Annotated in this window: 10 protein-coding genes and 14 pseudogenes; 14 read left to right on the plus strand and 10 right to left on the minus strand. The window is 60.2% G+C overall.

The window, feature by feature from the left end; translation table 11 throughout:
* Position 1: 1 nt before the first annotated feature.
* Positions 2-118, plus strand: a pseudogene (locus tag OH764_RS33150) (Tn3 family transposase); the annotation flags it as partial.
* A gap of 90 nt (positions 119-208) precedes the next feature.
* Here OH764_RS33150 and OH764_RS33155 read toward each other — a convergent pair.
* A pseudogene (locus tag OH764_RS33155) lies at positions 209-2,200 on the minus strand (Tn3 family transposase); the annotation flags it as partial.
* Between the two features lie 165 nt (positions 2,201-2,365).
* On the opposite strand from OH764_RS33155, the pseudogene OH764_RS33160 reads away from it, so the two are divergent.
* Positions 2,366-2,513 (plus strand): annotated as a pseudogene (locus tag OH764_RS33160) (IS256 family transposase); the annotation flags it as partial.
* Between the two features lie 456 nt (positions 2,514-2,969).
* Here OH764_RS33160 and OH764_RS33165 read toward each other — a convergent pair.
* Positions 2,970-3,758: a hypothetical protein gene (locus OH764_RS33165; RefSeq protein WP_498851647.1), complete on the minus strand. Its 789-nt coding sequence runs from the start codon at positions 3,756-3,758 to the stop codon at positions 2,970-2,972.
* 847 nt (positions 3,759-4,605) lie between these two features.
* On the opposite strand from OH764_RS33165, the pseudogene OH764_RS33170 reads away from it, so the two are divergent.
* Both OH764_RS33170 and OH764_RS33175 read left to right on the plus strand, forming a co-directional pair.
* A pseudogene (locus tag OH764_RS33170) lies at positions 4,606-5,063 on the plus strand (transposase); the annotation flags it as partial.
* Positions 5,059-5,866: pseudogene (locus OH764_RS33175) on the plus strand (transposase); the annotation flags it as partial. The pseudogenes OH764_RS33170 and OH764_RS33175, both read left to right, overlap by 5 nt.
* Positions 5,867-5,909: 43 nt before the next feature.
* Here the strand turns inward: OH764_RS33175 and OH764_RS33180 are convergent.
* Entirely contained in the window at positions 5,910-6,260 is a 351-nt protein-coding gene (locus tag OH764_RS33180; protein ID WP_498851648.1) for a carboxymuconolactone decarboxylase family protein, read from the minus strand.
* Between the two features lie 116 nt (positions 6,261-6,376).
* Here OH764_RS33180 and OH764_RS33185 point away from each other — a divergent pair, with 116 nt between their 5' ends.
* Entirely contained in the window at positions 6,377-7,444 is a 1,068-nt protein-coding gene (locus OH764_RS33185) for an AraC family transcriptional regulator (protein ID WP_498851649.1), read from the plus strand.
* Positions 7,445-7,593: 149 nt separating this feature from the next.
* Here OH764_RS33185 and OH764_RS33190 read toward each other — a convergent pair.
* Positions 7,594-7,699 (minus strand): annotated as a pseudogene (locus OH764_RS33190) (ABC transporter substrate-binding protein); the annotation flags it as partial.
* Positions 7,700-8,183: 484 nt separating this feature from the next.
* Here OH764_RS33190 and OH764_RS33195 point away from each other — a divergent pair.
* Both OH764_RS33195 and OH764_RS33200 read left to right on the plus strand, forming a co-directional pair.
* On the plus strand, positions 8,184-8,576 hold the full coding sequence (locus OH764_RS33195; RefSeq protein WP_498851650.1) for a hypothetical protein: 393 nt from the start codon (positions 8,184-8,186) through the stop codon (positions 8,574-8,576).
* 57 nt (positions 8,577-8,633) lie between these two features.
* Entirely contained in the window at positions 8,634-8,861 is a 228-nt protein-coding gene (locus OH764_RS33200; RefSeq protein WP_498851651.1) for a hypothetical protein, read from the plus strand.
* 200 nt (positions 8,862-9,061) lie between these two features.
* On the opposite strand, the pseudogene OH764_RS33205 reads toward OH764_RS33200, so the two are convergent.
* Positions 9,062-9,338, minus strand: a pseudogene (locus OH764_RS33205) (ATP-binding cassette domain-containing protein); the annotation flags it as partial.
* 604 nt (positions 9,339-9,942) lie between these two features.
* Here OH764_RS33205 and tnpA point away from each other — a divergent pair.
* From tnpA to tnpC, 3 genes and pseudogenes are all read left to right on the plus strand, one after another.
* Positions 9,943-10,410: an IS66-like element accessory protein TnpA gene (gene tnpA / locus OH764_RS33210; RefSeq protein WP_011490266.1), complete on the plus strand. Its 468-nt coding sequence runs from the start codon at positions 9,943-9,945 to the stop codon at positions 10,408-10,410.
* 26 nt (positions 10,411-10,436) lie between these two features.
* Positions 10,437-10,859, plus strand: coding sequence for an IS66 family insertion sequence element accessory protein TnpB (gene tnpB, locus OH764_RS33215; protein WP_498851743.1), 423 nt, complete (start codon positions 10,437-10,439; stop codon positions 10,857-10,859).
* Positions 10,852-11,991 (plus strand): annotated as a pseudogene (tnpC, locus tag OH764_RS33220) (IS66 family transposase); the annotation flags it as partial. The gene tnpB and the pseudogene tnpC, both read left to right, overlap by 8 nt.
* 384 nt (positions 11,992-12,375) lie before the next feature.
* Here tnpC and OH764_RS33225 read toward each other — a convergent pair.
* From OH764_RS33225 to OH764_RS33240, 4 genes and pseudogenes are all read right to left on the minus strand, one after another.
* Positions 12,376-13,422, minus strand: coding sequence for a hypothetical protein (locus tag OH764_RS33225; protein WP_498851652.1), 1,047 nt, complete (start codon positions 13,420-13,422; stop codon positions 12,376-12,378).
* Between the two features lie 516 nt (positions 13,423-13,938).
* Positions 13,939-14,310, minus strand: a pseudogene (locus OH764_RS33230) (transposase); the annotation flags it as partial.
* Between the two features lie 467 nt (positions 14,311-14,777).
* Positions 14,778-15,461 (minus strand): hypothetical protein, encoded by a 684-nt coding sequence (locus OH764_RS33235; protein WP_498851653.1) that lies wholly within the window; start codon positions 15,459-15,461, stop codon positions 14,778-14,780.
* A gap of 521 nt (positions 15,462-15,982) precedes the next feature.
* Positions 15,983-16,450, minus strand: a pseudogene (locus tag OH764_RS33240) (transposase); the annotation flags it as partial.
* Positions 16,451-16,471: 21 nt separating this feature from the next.
* Here OH764_RS33240 and OH764_RS33245 point away from each other — a divergent pair.
* Positions 16,472-16,648: pseudogene (locus tag OH764_RS33245) on the plus strand (IS5/IS1182 family transposase); the annotation flags it as partial.
* Positions 16,648-16,806 (plus strand): annotated as a pseudogene (locus tag OH764_RS33250) (transposase); the annotation flags it as partial. The pseudogenes OH764_RS33245 and OH764_RS33250, both read left to right, overlap by 1 nt.
* Positions 16,807-16,909: 103 nt before the next feature.
* Here the strand turns inward: OH764_RS33250 and OH764_RS33255 are convergent.
* Positions 16,910-17,405, minus strand: a pseudogene (locus tag OH764_RS33255) (IS3 family transposase); the annotation flags it as partial.
* A 298-nt stretch (positions 17,406-17,703) separates the two neighbouring features.
* Here OH764_RS33255 and OH764_RS33260 point away from each other — a divergent pair.
* Together OH764_RS33260 and OH764_RS33265 are read left to right on the plus strand one after the other, a co-directional pair.
* Positions 17,704-17,985 (plus strand): annotated as a pseudogene (locus OH764_RS33260) (IS110 family transposase); the annotation flags it as partial.
* Complete coding sequence (locus tag OH764_RS33265) at positions 17,972-18,610, plus strand: transposase family protein (protein WP_498851654.1); 639 nt, start codon at positions 17,972-17,974, stop codon at positions 18,608-18,610. The pseudogene OH764_RS33260 and the gene OH764_RS33265, both read left to right, overlap by 14 nt.
* The last annotated feature ends 40 nt before the right edge of the window (positions 18,611-18,650 follow it).

Here is an 18,650-nt window from a genome sequence, read left to right on the forward strand (position 1 = left end):
GGCCAAGTACAAGCACATCGACAAGCTGTTCACAGCCACCATCGACTGGGCCCTGATCGAGCAGCACTGGCAGGAGCTGATGCAGGTCGCGCTGTCGATTCAGACAGGAACGATCTCGCCGAGCCGCAAGGGAAATTGTTGGGACACTCAGTCCAAAATACTCCTCGAACGTCGGACCGATCTGACCCGTGTTGGGATTGGCCGAGTTGCCCTGGTCCGGTCGGTACAGCACGAGTTCCTTCCAGTTGCGAATCCGTGGCATCAGGTTGATGCCGAGCAGGTAGGTGAATGGAAAAACGGCGGCCGACTAGCCCTGCGTGTCGGCATGAACGGTGTCCGCCTTGAGGGACAGGCCGGCCTTCAGCAGACCCGCGATCACATAGATCGCGTCCCATACGCCCGGCGGAACGAAGTGCTGGAACACCGCGATATAGTTGTCGGCGACGTGCCGATACGCGAGCGCGCCCATTTTCCGATAGCGACAGTGATCGCCGGCCAGCAGGTTGTTGTCGTAGAAGTCGTACTGTGTGCCGTCGGCCGCCACCGTCTTGCCATTCCCCAGTGTTTCGGTAGGTCCAGCCGCAAGTACAGTTCAGTCAGCTCGCGTTGTGCGGTTTCGAGCTTGTCCAGGCTCATACGCCGACGGTTGACGAACGACAGCATGTGCGCGGTGACATCAGAGTCCAGATGGCGGGCCGCTTGGGTCGGGCCGAGATTGCAGCCTATCGCGAAAATGGTCAGCAGGTAGCGCTCGGCGCGTCTTGCGAATTTGCGGGTCGCTCCCCGACAACGGCTCGAAGTGCCGCGCGAAATGGGTCCAGTGCCTCGATGTTCGCGAGGATGTTCAGCATGTTGCGCGTCGGCAGGCGGGCGTTGAGCCGCTCCTGCGCCACCGCGGCGCAGCGAAGCTCACGTCCACGTCCGCATCGATCCACTCCCGGTGCAGCGATTCATTCTCCAACACCGCCTCGAGCGCGTTCAGCAGCGAGCGGAGGGGCTGGTCGAATCCCATTCGAGCGTACGGGCGACACGCATCATGACCGAACGATGCGCCTTGAGGTGCTTCCAGAGCAGCGGCAAATAATTGCGGCTGCTGAACGCACGGATCGCCGCACAACTCTCGCGCAGCGGTTCAAGGTCGCCTTTCGGCGCGAGCAGCTTCCTGACCGCTCGGGCGATGTCCGTCTCGTCGGATTCGTCGGCGGGGATGTCGACTACGCCATCGAGCAAACCTACAAGGTCCTCGACCTGATCACGCTGTTTGCGCTGAATTGCGTCCAGCTCGTCGCTTGCGCGCTTGTGGATGGCCCCCATGCGCCTCAAAAACATGTCGGCGCGGGCGCGCACGCGTATGCGGTTGAGCAGCGCGACGATCAATGTGTAGCGCTTCTCGGGCAGCGTGTCGTTCCTGAGCGCCGACGCGTCGAGCGCTATCGCCTGATTGGCGAGCGAGCGCAGCTTCGAGGCTGGAATCCTGGCAACGGCCAGTGAAAAGTCACCGAGCTCGTCGAGCCAGGCTATCTGGTCGATCAGCAGCTCCAGATGCTGGCGCGATGGGCGTTTCGCATGACGTTTGATCCGGTTGTAGGCAGTCTGTCGGTTCGACAGATCGCGCGCGAGCAATCGGTCGAGCGCGAGCTTCTGTTCGGCGGTCAGGCGCCGCGTGACGCGCTTGAAGAGTCGGGACTGCGCCCGAGCGTGGATCTGTTCGGTCAGCCGGTCGAGCGTCGAAAGCGCCGGGAGCTCGATATCGCGCGCGATCAATTCGTCGATCGTCGCATTGATGATGTCCACCGGCTGGTCCATCGTCAGCGACGCCGTGTGCGCTTCCCGTGTCGCGATCGCGTTCGCGTCGGTGCCGTAATACGGCTTCACGTCCAGCAAGGTGCGCAGCGCGGCGTAATGCCGGAAGAGCGTTGGAGACGACGCCGTGTCGTAGCCGAATTGCACGGTGTCGCCAATATCGGCCGCTGCCTGAATGTGGTCAACGACGGTGGCCGGAATGGTGTCGAGTGGCGGGGAATAGTGCAGTTGCTGAAAGACCTTCAGCAGCACGAGCAGGCCTAGTCGAGGTCGTTTTCCATGTGTTGAGCCGCGTGCCTATTCGAGCTCGTCGGGCAGCAGCGTGTAACGCTTGGAGTTCGCGGGGTGCCAGAACCTCTGGGAAGCGCGGGTACGCAGTGCGTTCGAGGGTAGCCATCGCGGATCGTCCGGATCGCAGAGGGCCGCTCAGATTAGCGCAAGGCGAGCTATGCTCGGATCTGGTGTACGGGGGAGTTGAGGCGGGCGATTGAAGGCGGTGGAGGTTTTAGCTGAGAACCTGATTGTCGAAGTCGGAAACCCAGCAAACAACAAACCATCCACCATGAGCAAGTTTACGGAAAAAGCGGTTATCGGGCTATCAGGATAGCGGTCTGGGCCTGGACGAATTAGTCCGTCACGGAGCCCGTCAGGTGATTCAACAGGCGATCGAAGCAGAGCTGCAGACGCTGCTGGAGCGGTTCGAAGCCATTGCTGTATGGTCGGCCACGTATGATCGAACGGATCTTCACGGCTGCGCCAAGTGTGTGCGATGCGCGCCTTTCGGCAATGCGTCGCTCGAACCTCTCCTTCGTACCATGCTGTTCCAAGACTCGCCAGGAAGTTAGCGAGGGGATTTGATCGGCCGTTTGTGTTTCCATCGGCGCCGTACCCGATGCGTTGCATCGTGCGACGTGCTGCTGTGCTTCGCGCATGCGGCGCAATAAGTCCAATGGATCTAGCGCCCTAAACCGCGTACGCAACCTGCGCCTGGTTGACTCAGGTATCGACGCCGATCGCAAGACGCGCTCAAGGGGAGTCAGAGGCGCTTCGTAGCGCTTGGTCACCCGTGCACCGTGGGTGTTTTCGATTTCAGCTTTAATGACGGCTGGAAGAAGTTTATGCGCAGCCGCGACACCTCGTAGAGGGAAGCAAGGGTTTCGGTAGCATCAAGTCCACGCAACTGGCCATACCCCACGAGGCGGCGCACGACTGAGCCATTCTTCTGCTCCACCCAGGCCTGGTTGTTCTTCTTGTAGGGGTCGCGAGCGGGTCAATTCGATATCGGTCGCTTTGCAGAAATCGAATATGGGCTGGTTCATAAAGGCGCTATCGTTTTCGCAATCGATACCGCGCGGCGCACACTCGGTCCATCCGGTCGCGATGTCTGTCATCACGAAGCTGTGCACGACGTCGCCGTCGATCTTAGTGCCACCGCAATGCTCGACGAAATCCACCTGGAGATGGCCGGGTAGCGGATCTTTCCAGTCGGCGAACGTGCGGATCGGCACCGCGCGGCGAATTGCGTTGCCGACTCCACCAGCGCGCCGACGCTGACCGGCGAACGCCTGTTCGCGGACGTTACGCAGCAGCCGGTCAATGGTCGCGGCGCTGATCTGGTTGATGCGTTGGCGCAGTTGCTTCGATAGGGTCAGGTGACCATGCCGGATCATCGAGTCAATCAGCGCAGGGATGAGCGACTTCAGGCGCTTGCCGCAGATCCGGTCGGCGGTTTCCCATAGCGTGATCAGGGCATCCCGCACCCCATCGTCATAACGCCGTTGCGGGGCGGGCCTCACCCTCGGAGGTTGAGGCTGCCGGCACAGAACGCGGATGGCGTGCTTGCGGTGATAGCCGGTTACTTGAACAAATTCGTCAAGTATCTCGCGCTTCTCATTCCGGTCCGAACGGCGGTACCGCTCACCGACTGCCTCGGTCAATTCCCGTCGTGTTGTCATGCTGAGCCGCCTCGTTATAAGTCGTCCACGCCAGCATTCTGACGGGTAACAAACTGCATGAAGCAACAGCCGCCACTCGGTAGCAAAAATCTTGAGTCAATGCGTCGGCCAAAATGATTGTCGCCCTCCAACTTGGTCTTTTTGGGGCAGGGTCGCAGACCGCAGTCTTGGTATAGGTAGTCTGGCTCGGGGCTTGCCGCGTTGGTCGCCCCTTCGCTGACTTTCCGCCCGCATCCTCGACACGCAACGACCCGCTAAGCCAGCCCCGCCTTGACCAACGATGAATTACGCGACAGGGGTGAGATGCTGGGAGTTTTGCGGCAGCAATGTTGAGATATCGCTGGCTCTGCGGGTCGGCAGGCGGGTCAGGTAACCTTGAGACAGGCATGGGGTTTTATGCCCGTTGTTGCGTCGAGCGGGTGAGGCTCATGATCGCAGCGGCTCGTTGACCGCGCGCAGCGAACCGGCAAGCAGCCAATTGCGGGTCGTTTGACGAAAGAAGCGACAAAGTTCGATAAGGCGTTGACGAGGGTGGCCGAATGGCCTGATGTTACGGTGTCTTGTCTCGATGACGACTGCATGGAATGTCAACAACCAGCTTCACGGATGCCGAAGATTTGGCGAAACGAAAAGTATGGTCCGGGGAAGACGGCCCCATGGCAGATTGCTCCTGATTCGCGCCAAGCCACATTTTTTCGCTAGATCGAATGGCCCAGTTGGCAAGTTGGGATCGGAACAGAGTTTTGAGTGGTAAATTGTTTTACGTTTAACTCCAACTACACGGCAACCTCTGGAAAGCACCTTGATACATGGGTCAATGATCCGACCGCTGATCCGTTGGAACAGTGACGTTCTCCGTGTAGCGCGCTCAAATGTGGCGGCAAGGCTTGCCTGTCCAGCTGACTGGCATGAAAGGCGCAGCGCCTGGAAGACTGAAGATGTCGGTCTGGTTGGCCAGATTCGGCTAACCGTTACTACCTACCAGACTACGGCTACCGCCCGGTCTAGGGTATGTCGCGCCGTGGAAGGACGGGCTGCCGTATGGCTCCAGTGAACACCAAACGCGTGTATCGGGTGATGCGCGTTCACGGCTTGCCGCCACAGCGCAAACCTCCGCTATTTTGGCCGCAGCGTCGGCACGATGGCAACGTCGCGGTGGCGAACAACAACCAGCGGTGGTGTTTTAAGGCGTTCGAGTGTGCTGCGACAACACTGAGGCATTGCGCGTGATGTTCGCCCTGGATTGCCGTGATTGTGAAGCGATGAGCTGGTTCGGCGACGACCGGCGGTCACAGCGGCGATGTGGGACTCAGAGGAACTGATCGATCAGTTCGTGAAGAGGCCGATGACCGTCTAGGCCGTTGAGGCGGCTTCCATTGCGTTCAAGAAGGCCCTGATCGAGCGGGCACTGGGGTGCCAAGCTCGGACATCGCCTGGGTTGCCCCAGCGGTGCAGAGCGCCCGCCCGATACGAGCGCAACCAGCGTAACGGCCGCAGCGGCAAGACCGTGATCACCGAAGACGGCCCATTACGTCTGAACATCCTGCGCGTCGTAACGGCAGCTTTAAGCCGATCCTGATTCCGAAGCACGAGCGGCGTTTCACCGGTTTTGACGACAGGATCATCGCAATTTACGTGCGGGGCATGACGGTGCGCGGACCCAGGGCTTTCTGGCTGAACAGTATGGCACCGAGGTGTCCCCGGGATTCATCTCCGATCGCGTTCTTCTGTGCGTTGCGTCTGATATTCGCGATGAAGGCGTCGTGCGCAACAAGGCGATCTATCCGGCGCTGGGTGTCGCCCCCGACGGCACACGCGACATTCCGGGTTTGTGGATCGAGCAGACCGAAGGTGCCAAGTTCTAGATGAAGGTGTTCAGTGACCTGAAACTACGAGGCGTGCATGACATCCTGATTGCCATCACCGTTGGACTCAAAGGCACGGCCGAAGCACTTGGCGCGGTGTTTCCACAGGCCACCATGCAGACCTGCATCGTGCATCTGATCCGTGACTCGTTCGAGTACGCGAACTGGAAAGAGCGTCGGGAACTAGCTGCTGCGATGCGTCCGATCTATACGGCCGGCGGTGCTCCGCAAGCCAGTCCCGATGAGGCTCGCAGACAAATTCGCCCCCCCTTCTGAAAACCCGCAATCAATTAGATGCTTCGGCGGAATACGCCGCCACCGCGTCCATCGTGCGGGCCGAGTAGACCATCGTCGCGCCGGCGTTCATCGCGACCGCTACGCCGAGTGCTTCGGCTATTTCCTCGCGGGTCGCGCCTTGCTTCAGCGCTTCGGCCGTATGCACCGTGATACAGCCGTCACAGCGCAAACTCACGGCCACCGCGAGCGAGATCAGTTCGCGCGTCTTCGCGCCCAGCAGGTCGTTCTTCTGACCGGCGTTGGACAACGTCTGATAGCCCTTCACGGTGTCCGGCGACAGCTTGCCGATTTCGCCGATGCGGCCAAACAGCTGCTTGCGGTATTCGGTCCAGTTCAACATGGCAATGCTCCTTCGTCTATGGGGTGTCGGCGGTTGCCGGCGCCATGGACAAAGTATTGCGCGGGACGGCGACATCCTGAATACTCGACTGGCTCAACATTTAGCGCGGACGTCTCATGGATACGCTCAGCCGGTTACTCGACCTTGCGCGACCGCAAGCCAGTCTGGATTTGCGATGCCTGCTCACCGGCGGGTTCGATGTCGACCATGCGCCGATGGATCCCGGCATTGCGCCGTTCCATCTGGTGCTGGCAGGGTCGTGCGTGATCGAGATGGCGGACGGCGCGCAGGTGCGCCTGCAGACCGGCGATTTCATGCTGTTTCCACGCGGCGCGGCACATCGCGTGAGAGATGTCGAGCTGAGCGCCGTCAGCGCGCCGCTGGTCATGAGTCACGACGGCCTGCTGCCGGTCAAGCGAAACGACGGCCGGGGGATTGGGAAGGCTGCGGAGCGGGAAGGTCTGGACGGCAAGTCCGTGAGTGGCGAAGAAGTTACCGCTGATGTCATGACCGCCCACACGGACGCTGCCCGCGGCGGCGCAGAGCACACCACGGCGAACAGCACCGATCTCGACCTGCTCTGCGGCCGCTTCGCCTACACGCCGGGTTCGTCGGCGTTGCTGCTGAATGCGCTGCCCGATCCGTTCCATGTGTCGCTCGGCGGCGTCGGCACGCTCGCCCCATTGCAGACGGTGATCGGGTTGATGCGCGACGAGGCGGGCCAACGCCGGCCCGGTGCGCTCGCCATCGTCACAGCGCTGAGTCAGGCGCTCTTCGGCATGGCGTTACGCGTACACGGCGAGCAGGCCGATTCGACTCCCGGCATGCTGTCGCTGCTGGCCGACCCGCGTCTATCAGCGTCAGTGCAGGGCATGTTGAGCGCGCCGCAGCGCGCGTGGACCATTGCTGAATTGGGCGAGCTTGCCGCGATGTCGCGCGCTACTTACGCACGGCGTTTCAACGAACGCGCCGGTATGACCGTGATGGATTTCCTCACGCAGATTCGCATGACGATCGCTTGCGACCTGCTGCGCCGCACGCAGCGCAGCGCGGCGGAAATCGGCGAGGCGGTGGGTTATCAGTCTGAAGCCGCGTTCGGCAAAGCGTTTCAGCAAAGCGTCGGCGTAACGCCGGGACGCTACCGGCGCCATCCGCAGCAAAGCGCGTTGGACGTGTCTTCATGAACCGGCGGTGCCGCTCAGCGCGCCTTGCCGGGCGTGCTGAACCAGCGCTGCTCCGCCCGCGACATCAACTACGCGACCATCAGCGCGTATACCGTGTCAACGCATCGGCTAGAGTGCGACTCGCGCGGCCGACGGCGTATCTGTGGTGGCCTCTTCGCAAACGCTCGCCCGAGGTCGACCGTGACGCCGAACGGCTCGCGAGTTCGCGGATCCTTGTTGGCGAGAATCGGGTTGCCCAATTGATCGACGGCGCATCGTGCCCGTAAGCGTGAACGCGGAAACAAGGGCTTAATCGATGGGCAGTGGTTCCCCAACACCGGTTCGATCTAAAGGCGTCGTGTTCGCGACACCGCTTGGCCGGCGCCTGACAACGCCATCGCGGCAATCGTCTACCCGCCGCCTCTTTGCAATGTCGGCCCGCTCAACCCAAGGACGGGTGGATAAGCCCGAGATGACGGAGCCCCCGGGGAAAATTGCCAGCGAGTTCACGGCGCTGGACGTTAAATTGCTCGGAAAGCAATCCAACATCGTTGGCGGTGGCTAGCACTTGCTCGAAATGTTGCCGCGCTTCCAGTGTGCGTCCTTGCAGGTTCAGGCAATCCGCCATCCAGCAGGAGCAAGCAAGAAACATTTATCTTGCCGCATCTGGGCCGGGGCCGACGCGGGCCGCCGCCGACGTTGCCGTTACAGAAGATGCTCAATTACGTCCTGGGCGCTGCATATGAGCTGCCGGTGGAAGATGCTGCCGATCGAAACGGATGCGCAGGGCCTGCCAGAGATCCACCACGTCCATTTCTACCGGATCATACGGCGCTGGCAGGCCGATGGCAGCATCGAGCGGGTCGTCGTGGGCTCGGCCGATCAGCTGCATCAGGACCAGCGCCTCGACCTCTCGACCATCCACGGCGACGGCACGACAACGGCGGCCAAGAAAGGAGGCGACAACCTGGGTTACAGCGGGCACAAGCACCTGAAGGGCGACAAAGTGGTGGCTTTCTGCGATCGCAACTGCAACATCATCGCGCCATTCGTGAATGCGCCGGGTAACCGCAACGAATCGCCCCTGCTGCGTGACGCGCTGCCCAAACTCACCGCCATGGCGCACGCCATCGGCGCGGACTGCAGGGCTTGACCGTCATCTGGATGGCGTCTACGACTATCGGGAAAACCGCAAAGCGATCTTCGCGGCATGAGGCCCAACATTCCCCGCAACCGCAAACAGAACAAACGCGGCCGCAAGCGTCATTTCGATGAGGCCGTCTTCAAGGAGCGCTTTCACACCATCGAGCGCGTGTTCGCCTGCGAAGATACCTTCCACCGCCTGCTGCTGCGCTTCGAGCGCATCAGTTTCGTGCACTACGCGCTCAAGACACTCGCCTGCACGATGATCAACCTGAGGCATTACTGCCGAAGATGATCCGGGTTCTCGCGCCGAGTGCTGCATGCTGGCCGGCGCAACGCGCCGTGACTTGGCCTGCCCAAATGAGACCCAATCACTTCGCCCGCCAGGTCACGACCTCGCAGTGCGCTTCTTGCCATGTCGGGCACTTCATGAATCGACGTATCGTTGCGCAAACAACCGCTGAATCCCCTTCGAAACCCGCAACCATGCGCGATAGCGATGGGATCGAGTGCCGAGCAATGCTCGTCGAGCAGCAGCACCTCGGGGCGAACAGGCAATCATGCGGGCAATGCATAGCCGTTGCTGCTGACCGCCGAAGAGACTGCTACCCATGTCGTTCAACTTGCCCTTAACCTCGTCCCACAATGCAGCTCTCAACAGCGCCCATTCGACGCGCTCATCGAGGGCCGACGAAGTCAACTGCTCATACAGCCGGATGCCAAAGGCGACGTCCTCGTATATCGACAGGGGGAATGGTTCTGGATTCTGGAACAACAGTGTTCGAGCAGCGCGGCGCTGCGTTCGGCCATCTGGGTGCGGAAAGTCCACGCTGCTGCACACGTTAACCGCATATTCGACCTGCCCGAATAACAAGGCTGACTCCTCCGATAGCCCCAGTGTTGAAAGACCGGATGACAGTTTCTTGAAGAGGCCCGACGCGGCGTCGCGTTTTATTGATCCGGGTCAATCGAAACCGTCACTCACGACCGATCATCATGCTGACCCCGAGCCTTGTCAACGCTCTTGAAAAATCTGGGGGCCTGCTTCAATGACTTCCGTGAGCACCTTGGTGCACCGGCCGCCTTGAAAGCGTCAACGTGTAGCGCGAGGTTATGCTGACGCGTGCTCACGCGCGCATAGCCAACGTTCAAAGCTGTCTTGTGCAACGGATGTTCTGCACAGGCGGTGCGCCACTTCGCGTGCCGGCTGACCCAGCGCCGTTTCGGGCGATCGCATTCGTCAAAACGACTGTTTTGACAATCCACGCGAGCAACGCAGGAAGATGAATCGTAAGCGCTCGATTTCCCCCACCTAGCTTTTGAGTCCAGCAAGATTCACGATTGCGTCCGCAACTCACAACTTGCGGACGCAATTTATGACCCAGGATGACCTTTCATTTTTGCCCCTGCGGGTGACCCGCGTTGGCGTGGGTGGCAAGCGCAGCTTCGATCCTCTAGGCAAGCGGCGGCTGGTCGAGGCCTGCGAGCAGCCCGGTGCGTCATTGTCCGGTCTGGCGTTGAAGGCCGGGGTGAACGCCAATCAACTGCGTAAATGGGTTCGGCTGCATCGGCAGGCGCAAACGCGCATGAGCAACGACGGCATGGCCGCTTCACCGTCGGCGTTCGTGCCGGTCGTCGCCATCGCCGATACGGCGCCGGCGCCTGCGTCGATGCATTCTGTGCGCATGCAGCCAGAACAGCGGTCATCGCATCTGTCTTCGCGCTCACCAGCGTCAGCATGGCTGTCGGCCCAGTTGCCCAATGGCGTGAAGCTGGAGCTCGAATGCTCGGAACGCGACGCCGCGCTCGTGAGCGCCATGATCGCGGCACTGGGACGGCGCTGATGTTTCGCTTCGAAGCTGATTTGAAGGTGTTCCTGCACCGCGAGCCGATCGACTTCCGGGCAGGCATCAACAGCCTGGTGATGCTGGTCGAGCAATCCATGCAACTGGACCCGATTGCGCGTGCCGTGTACGCCTTCCACAACCGCAGACGCAACCGGATCAAGCTGCTACTTTACGAGCGCAACGGTTTCTGGCTGATGGTGCGGCGTCTGGAAGAAGATCACTTCATCTGGCCGCGCCGGCAACAGGCGGTGATCGAACTGACGACCGAGCAGCTACGCTGGCTGCTCGAGGGTATAGACATCGATGCAATGCGCCGTCATCCGGCGCGGCGGTATCGCACGCCAGCTAATGACCGGTTTGCCGGCCAGCAACGCGCGCGAGTGACTGTTACAAATCTCCGTAAACTTGTAGCGCGCGGCATTCGACTATCCTGGGAGCATGAATGAAGACGACTTCTCCCGATTGCCGTCCGCCGCCCAGGCCTATATCCGTGAACTGGAGTCACGCAACCGGCAGCTGGGCGAACGTATTGCCCAACTAGAGGAGCAGTTCCGCCTGGCGCAGAGCCAACGCTTCGCCCCGAGCAGTGAGAGGCTACGCGATCGTGTGTTCGACGAGGCAGAGCAGATCGCTGCGACCGAAGCGCATGACGCGGACGTCGCTGCCGACACCTTCACACTGCCCGATACTGGCCTGCCCGATGCGCCGCAACCGCCACGGCGCAGTCCTGGGCGCAAACCGCTACCGGCCCATCTGCCACGTCAGCGCATCGAATACGACCTGCCTGATGACCAGAAGATATGTCCGTGCTGCGCACACGAGCTTCACCGTATGGGTGAAGAGATCAGCGAACAGCTGCATATCGAGGCGAAGGCCTCGGTGCTGCAGCATGTACGTTTCAAGTACGCGTGCCGGCACTGCGAGCGCCACGCCGAACGCACGCCGGTGATCACCTCACCGATGCCGGCGCAGCCATTGCCGGGCAGCAACGCGAGTGCGGCGATGATCGCCACCGTGACTGCCGGCAAGTATGTCGACGGAACACCGCTATACCGGATGGCCAACGCATTGGGGCGCGCCGACATTGAAGTTGGACGCGGCACACTGGCCAACTGGATCATCCGGCCCGCCGAGCTGCACTATAGCCGGCTCTATGAGGCTCTACACAGGACACTGCTGTCGCAGCCGCTGATTCACGGTGACGAGACAACGGTGCAGGTACTCAAGGAACCCGGCCGTGCTGCGCAGAGCACCTCGTATATGTGGACGTATCGCAGTGCCGACGGCAGCACGCAGCCGGTTGTGCTGTTCGACTACCAGCCGGGGCGCGGGCAGGAATATCCTCAAGCGTTCCTCGCGGGCTATCAAGGCCTGCTGATGACGGATGGCTATGCCGCCTGGCGCACACTCGAAGGCCCCACGCACTTCGGCTGCCTGGCTCACGCCCGTCGCGCCTTCGTTGAAGCGCTCAAGGGCATGAAGAAACCCGGTGGCCGTGCCGCGCAGGCGCTGGAATACTTCAAGGCGCTGTATCAGGTCGAAACGCTACCGAAGCGAGAACCGGATGCTGACGTGACCGACCTCTTGCCGTTCAATCTCGCAAAACTGACCACCGCCGCTCGCTAAGCTTGATCTGGTCGATGCATTCGAAGCGCCTTGCCGATCGATGCGCCGCCGCCTGGCACGTCAACCTCCGTGCACCCCTATGAACTCGGTGTGCTAGATCGCGCGCTTACGATGAATCACCAATTTCCGGCGACGGCGCATCCATTTTTCGGGGACGCGATTGTGCCTCGCACGCAGCAGGCACTTCTATCGAACGTATGGTGTAGAAGTCACTGGCGCGATGTGGCGACGATTGTCGATTCCCCTGGCCGGATTGAGCGAGGCAGCCTCGTACCCCACACCTGACGCGCATTTTTGCGCATCTCCCGCTGACCTGCGGGAGATGCAGGTTGCATTTCATTCTGCTGCAGGGGGTTCCAATGCTTTCAAACGTTCCCTTGCCGCATCGATTCCGGCGGAACCGAAATTCGACTCAATCATGTCGAGTGAGCTATTCAGGTGTTTGTGGACAAACTGTCGGTCGCTTGGCGATAACCGACTTCCAGTTTCGACAATCGCGTTGAACGGAGACTGCCAGTCCCCTTGTCCGATCGCCAACAGGACGAGATTGGGGTGTTCTGCCAGTCCTTCAACGATCGGTTTTAGCTGCGCCGAGGCTATTCCATCACTGATCTTCGCGATGTTGACCACATTCTTTCGTGCATCGCCTAGAGAGTCCGCAGCGGCTGGTTCGGGGAATCGGAAAATAGACGTTGTTAGCGCGCGCAGCGTATTTGCCCGGTTTGCCGGTTGGAAAGCCTTTGTCGCAGCAAGAGACCTGTCAAAAAAGGCTTGTTGATTCTCTCGCGGCAGCGCGGTCTTAATGAAGGTGGTAGCGTGAAATACGCCCGCCGCCCGAAGTTCCTCGGGGCGCATTTGGCAGAAGTCAGTCATGCACTGTCCAAGCAGTGCGGCGCGTTTCTCCGACGGGATGGCACTCATGCCTTTCATCGCATTAGACATCTGCACGCCGACCTTGAGAAAAAGCTCGTCCTGACGGCTCTTATTCCATCCAAGGATCGTCTGTTTCCCCGTCTCGTGACCCTCGGATGCGCCAATCCCGGTCAACTGATGAAGCTCTGCGAGGTCGGCAGTAGAACCGATTTTCTCGCTCAAGGAACTGAATGATTTCACTTCTTCCCCAAACACTGAATGCATGGCTCTTCCGGTTCGCGACAACCTAGAAACGTCCGCTATTGGCAACCGGTCGGCTATCTCCCGATGGATGTCCTCAGGAAGTTGGGTAAAGTTTTTCTTGCGCGCACTCAGGCCGCTCAGAGCGCCCTCCTTCGAAAGACTTCTTGCAGCACCACCAGATGGCAAACTTTGAGTGGCAGTATTTTTGTCTTCAGGGTGTGACGTGGTGATCGGGCTCGGAGGCCTTGATCCGATAGGTGTCGGCATGACAAGCGCTCGTAGAGTGATTGTTCGGAGAATTTTTATAACACAGTCATGCCAGCGCTAATTTGCAGCAAGCGATCCGATGGATGAAATTACGCACCACCTGCTCAACGCTTGATGGACGACCCGGCGGTGTTACGTAACATCGCACGAACCCTTACTCACCTAAACCAAGGGGATTTGTGCGCATCAGCGACCATCTTCCACCCCTGCGGCGAACGCAGAAGTTGCATGAGCACCGCTGACCGCCGGCGTGCCGCTGCGACGTTCTCCCTTCATGTGGCTCCTGGCAACTTTCCGCCACTCGTCACTTTGCGGGCTGCAGAGCGGCGTGGTCAATGGTTTTAGCCCGATGGACGATGCGAAGCTTCGAGTCGGGAGTGTCAAAATTTTTGTGTTCAAGGCGAGTGATCGATTGGATCGTCAGCACGGACACTTCCATTCTAGACGCTGGTTCAGGTAATTCGATCATCGTAGAGGATCGCGAACTGCCTCACGGGGGTGCCCCTATGTGATTCGTCAAGCATTATGGGCGGATTTCGGTTGGTAGAAAGTGCCGTTGCGCAGCACGGCGAACAGCACGTCGCAGCGTAGTCGGGCGAGAGCGATAAGTGCTTGATTGTGGCGCTTGCCCTGTTGGACCTTACGCGCGCAATAGTCCCTTGAGATTGGGTCGCGCAGGGCAGCGAAGGCCGAGAGGAAGAGCGCTCTCTTGAGCACCTTATTGCCCCGTCTGGACGGATGTTCGCCCCGGATGGACGAGCCAGAGCGTCGGGTCACTGGGGCGAGGCCGGCATAGGCAGCCAGATGCGCGGCTGAAGGGAACGCTTTGAAAGCGACTTCAGTGAGGAGTCTGGCGGCGGTCCTGACGCCGACTCCCGGCATGCTGCTAGAACGACCATGCCTGAGGCCACGTCAAGAATGGACCGTATAACTTTCAGACAGCCGCCGTCGCGCATGTTTAATGTCACGTGTGTGGCCGCATCCATTGCCGGCTCGATAGTCCGCGAGGAAACGGCAAGCATACCAAGGCCGCAAAGACGGCATTTTTTACATGGACGCTTCTTACTTTGCAAGGCGATTGTTCGCCGCGGTGAGGTGATTAAGGCTCAATCTCCGGCATGCCGGAAGCCCCGATGGATTTCGCAGCGAAGGGCCTTATTCAAATGGCGGACTCAAGGTGTGATATGTCTCGGGCCTGCCTTGCGCGGTCCCGCCTGTCTGATGATCTTTCAATACAGGGTGCGAAGCCCTAAGGTCAATAATTCTGAGCACACTGCTCGCTGAAACGTCTTTCGGGAAACAGGGACGTGCGCCTCACGCGTTGTCGCCCTCGCATAGCCTCAATCTCAACCATGTCACTCGGGCACCCTGCGGAAGACGATCGACAACTGTTCCGAAATGGTATTGTAATCAACTCCGGTGATCCGGTCAGCTTCGTAATCGGCTAAAGAATCTTCGTGGATCGCGAAAGCCTCGTCGCGAACAGCGTCCCAGTTTCCTTGATGAAGGGCGTCCTCGACTTCCTGCAAGCGGGGCGAAAATGTTCTTGCCTGTTGCCGTTGCTCTTCGGTGCCTGCGATTGTGCCTAGGCTTTGTCGCATCGAGGGCAAATCGTCGAGCCCACGCTGTACCGTTGGACGGTGCAACGCCGCCGTACGGGCGATCTCTTCTCGCGTCCGTGTATCTCTCTGAGATAACGGACTCGCTACCGAACGCGCGCCCGGGCCACCGCTGGCCGCCTCACGTGCTGCTGCTTGGCGTACCTCGGCGATGCGTGGGTGGGTCAGATTGTTTGCCGCAATCGCCTGTTCAGCTGTTGCGCGTTCCTGCACCGCGATTGACGCGCGAACCCCTCTCAAGAGATCCGCGGGCAGGCCGCCGTTGGCCGCTTCGCGTGCTGCTTGGCGTATCTCGGCGATGCGTGGATGGGTCAGATTGTTTGACGCAATCACCTGTTCAGCTGGCGCACCGGCATGCACCGCATTTGCCGCGCGAGCCCGTGTCACGACATCCGCGCGCGGGCCGCCGCTGGCCGCCACGCGTGCTGCTGCGGGTACGAGGCCCTGCAGGAGGTTCGGCGTCGAGATACGCGAAGGCCTCGGCGCTTGTTGCGATCGCGATGGACTAGGTGCCCGATTCGGATCGCTTGAGTTGTCATCAACGTGGAACGCACCGCCGGGGCCACGGACAGGTGGGGTAGACATGATTCGGAAGTCCGAGAGATTTAATACTCTTTTTTACATTGCCCGGCTAGCGTTGCCAATCACGAGCCCGAATAAAAGAACCAAAAAGCGAATGGCGGCGCCACGTAGCTCTGAAATACCACCACTTATAGCTGGACGTCACACATATCCCGGAACTGTTTTCAGTTTCCCGTCCAACCGCGATAGATCATTGCGCTAGCAGGCTGTTGAAAAGCGCCCCGTCATGACGACCGGAGCTACGTTCAGGAGACTTGCGCGTGCAGTTTCCCGCTGAATTACCGGTTTGCCGCGCGATGCGCGCGGGGCATGCGCACGCATGCAGCCCTGCTGGCGCGCAGTCTTCACGCCGTGACGGCTCATCGCGCCGCTGCTTGCGGCACCACCCCAGCATTCGGGCCATGCGGGTCAGATTGCTCGCAACCATCGTCAGCTTGAAGTGCTGGTCGACGCGCTTGATACCGCGATAGCCCATATGCCGGATCCGACCGACCGTTTTACTCCAGCCGAAATGCTCTTCGATTCGTTTGCGGACGATCTGGCTAATCCGGTAGCCCTGTATGCCGCGAAGTGCGACCGTCGATTGCGCTGCCGCCCCAACGCTCATCGTTGCGCGCGACATGCGGTGTCACGTTGCGAGCGCGGCAATCGATCACGCAGTCGCGGGTGTCATACGCCTTGTCGGCACCAACTGTCTTCGCATGAGCGCCTGGCATGCAATCGAACAATTGTAATGCGCTGGCCGGCTCGGCGAAACCATCTGCGTGACTGACCACGGCGCCGACCACCAGCCCCGAGCGATTCTCCATCAGGGTGTGCCCGTGGTAGCGCGGGACTTGTTGTCGTGAGAGCTTTTCTCGGTGAACGGCACGCTGATTCAGGCGTAGGCCAGTCACAAGAGCTTCCGCCGCAAGGACGGCCCGGACGATGGTCCGCCAGCCGGCGGTGGCCGCAACGCCGACACTGACTGGAAAGGCGACCGACGTAGCAATGCCACGCACGAGTCGACTACTGATCCGGAGGCGAGCAGATGCGCTACAACCTGCTGTTCCGCTGGTTTGTCGGGCTGGCGAATGAGGACGCGGTGTGCGACCACTCGGTGTTCTCGATGAACGGCGACCGGTTTCTGGAGCATGAAGTCGTGGAAGCGTTCTTCACCGAGGTCATGAGCCTGGCGGACAAGCCCATCAGCATGCGCTCGCTGCTCAACACATCGAGCCTGTCAGATTTAATGAGATGGTCACTCCCACTTTACATGCGAGTTACGCTGTAGGGTGTTTTGTTTCGGGAGACCCTTCATGGAAAGCGTAACGCTGGCACCAGCGGACATTACTCTGGTCAACGGCAATGCGCCCACCATGCCGGCGGGTATCGCGACGTTGGCCAAGGCGCCGTGGCAGCAACTGATGGTCGCGCATGACGCGATAGACTCGCTTGGCGTTAACGCATGGCGCACCAGTCTTTTCGTGACTACGTCGCATGAGTGCCCAGACTCACCGGTATCCGTAAGTCGGCAAACCCGCCACATGTTCGTGAATTGCAGCGACCAGCTCCGTGTCGTTGGTCTGTCGGGCGCGGCGGCCGTCCTGCCAGTCCGGGGAGCGGGCTTTTCGACTGCCAGAGCCGAGCACGCTACGCCGAGAACATCGCAGACCGTTTTCATTGGTCGTCCCCGGGCCGTAGGGGCGAGCGCGCAATCCAGTTTTTTGAGCGGCCATACTCGAGTGCTTCCTTCAGGATTTCCGCCTCCTGCGTCTTCTTGCCAAGCAGACGCTGTAGCTTCCTTGAGTCTTGAAGGTCTTGGTTTGTGAATCATGCTAGAAGGCTGTGGAGCTTGTGGGCGAAGGTGAGCGCGTCAGCAACGCCTAGCGTTGCCCACGGTAAGCTACCGGCGCGCTGAAGGCGCATTGTTCACAAATCCACAGCCCTCCGTTGATTTGATGCTGGTTTGGCAAAGCACGTGCAGCCTGTCGTTCCCTAGGGCCTCCAAGCCCGTAAATCAGCAGATGGCGCACGAGCCGAGCCGCTCATCGAAAGCCCGAACAGTGCCTGAACCTAAAGTGCATAAGCAAGGATGGGAATGACGAGCCTGCCAGATTCGACGTCCACCCCTATCACGGTTGGTGTTGATATAGCGAAAGCCACGCCGGACATAGCTATAGGCGTAAATGCGCCGCCTCTAAGTTTGGCAAACGGCCCCGAGGGCTTTGATGCGTTGCTGGCCCAGCTGGCGCCGCTTCCGGTTGCGCTGGTTGTGATAGAAGTCACGGGAGGCTCCGAAACGGCTGCAGCCGCTGCTTTACAGGCTGCAGGCTATGCGGTGGCGATTATCAATCCAGGACAGGCGCGTGATTTCGCTCGCGACTGATTGCGGGTTTTCAGAAGAGGGCGAATTTTTCTGCGAGCCTCATCGGGACTGGCATGCGGGGTTGGCGCGAACGGAGCGGTTAAAGTCAAGGCTTTGCGGATGCGAGAATGGCTGCAAATCATGGCCGGCAGGCGATTCCCATGAAATGACGGTTGAGCAGTTCGAGCAATTTATCTTGCCGCATCTGGGCCGGGGCCGGCGCGGGCCGCCGCCGACGTTGCCGTTACAGAAGATGTTCAATTACGTCCTGAAGGCGCTGTATATGGGCTGCCGATGGAAGATGCTGCCGATCGAAACGGATGCGCAGGGCCTGCCAGAGATCCACCACGTCCATTTCTACCGGATCATACGGCGCTGGCAGGCCGATGGCAGCATCGAGCGGGTCGTCGTGGGCTCGGCCGATCAGCTGCATCAGGACCAGCGCCTCGACCTCTCGACCATCCACGGTGACGGCACGACAACGGCGGCCAAGAAAGGAGGCGGCAACCTGGGTTACAGCGGGCACAAGCACCTGAAGGGCGACAAGGTGGTGGCCTTCTGCGATCGCAACTTCGCGGCATCAGGCCCAACATTCTCCGCGACCGCAAACAGAACAAACGCGGCCGCAAGCGTCATTTAATGCGGCCGTCTTCAAGGAGCGCTTTCGCACCATCGAGCGC

Source organism: Burkholderia sp. M6-3 (assembly GCF_050858985.1).
GTDB classification, from domain to species: domain Bacteria; phylum Pseudomonadota; class Gammaproteobacteria; order Burkholderiales; family Burkholderiaceae; genus Paraburkholderia; species Paraburkholderia caledonica.

What these genes read in the sequence shown, in the direction of transcription:
- tnpA (WP_011490266.1), top strand. Translation starts at nt 9,943, where the DNA reads ATGACCCAGGATGACCTTTCATTTTTGCCCCTGCGGGTGACCCGCGTT.
- OH764_RS33180 (WP_498851648.1), bottom strand. Translation starts at nt 6,260, where the DNA reads ATGTTGAACTGGACCGAATACCGCAAGCAGCTGTTTGGCCGCATCGGC.
- OH764_RS33185 (WP_498851649.1), top strand. Translation starts at nt 6,377, where the DNA reads ATGGATACGCTCAGCCGGTTACTCGACCTTGCGCGACCGCAAGCCAGT.
- OH764_RS33165 (WP_498851647.1), bottom strand. Translation starts at nt 3,758, where the DNA reads ATGACAACACGACGGGAATTGACCGAGGCAGTCGGTGAGCGGTACCGC.
- OH764_RS33195 (WP_498851650.1), top strand. Translation starts at nt 8,184, where the DNA reads ATGCTGCCGATCGAAACGGATGCGCAGGGCCTGCCAGAGATCCACCAC.
- OH764_RS33200 (WP_498851651.1), top strand. Translation starts at nt 8,634, where the DNA reads ATGAGGCCCAACATTCCCCGCAACCGCAAACAGAACAAACGCGGCCGC.
- OH764_RS33225 (WP_498851652.1), bottom strand. Translation starts at nt 13,422, where the DNA reads ATGCCGACACCTATCGGATCAAGGCCTCCGAGCCCGATCACCACGTCA.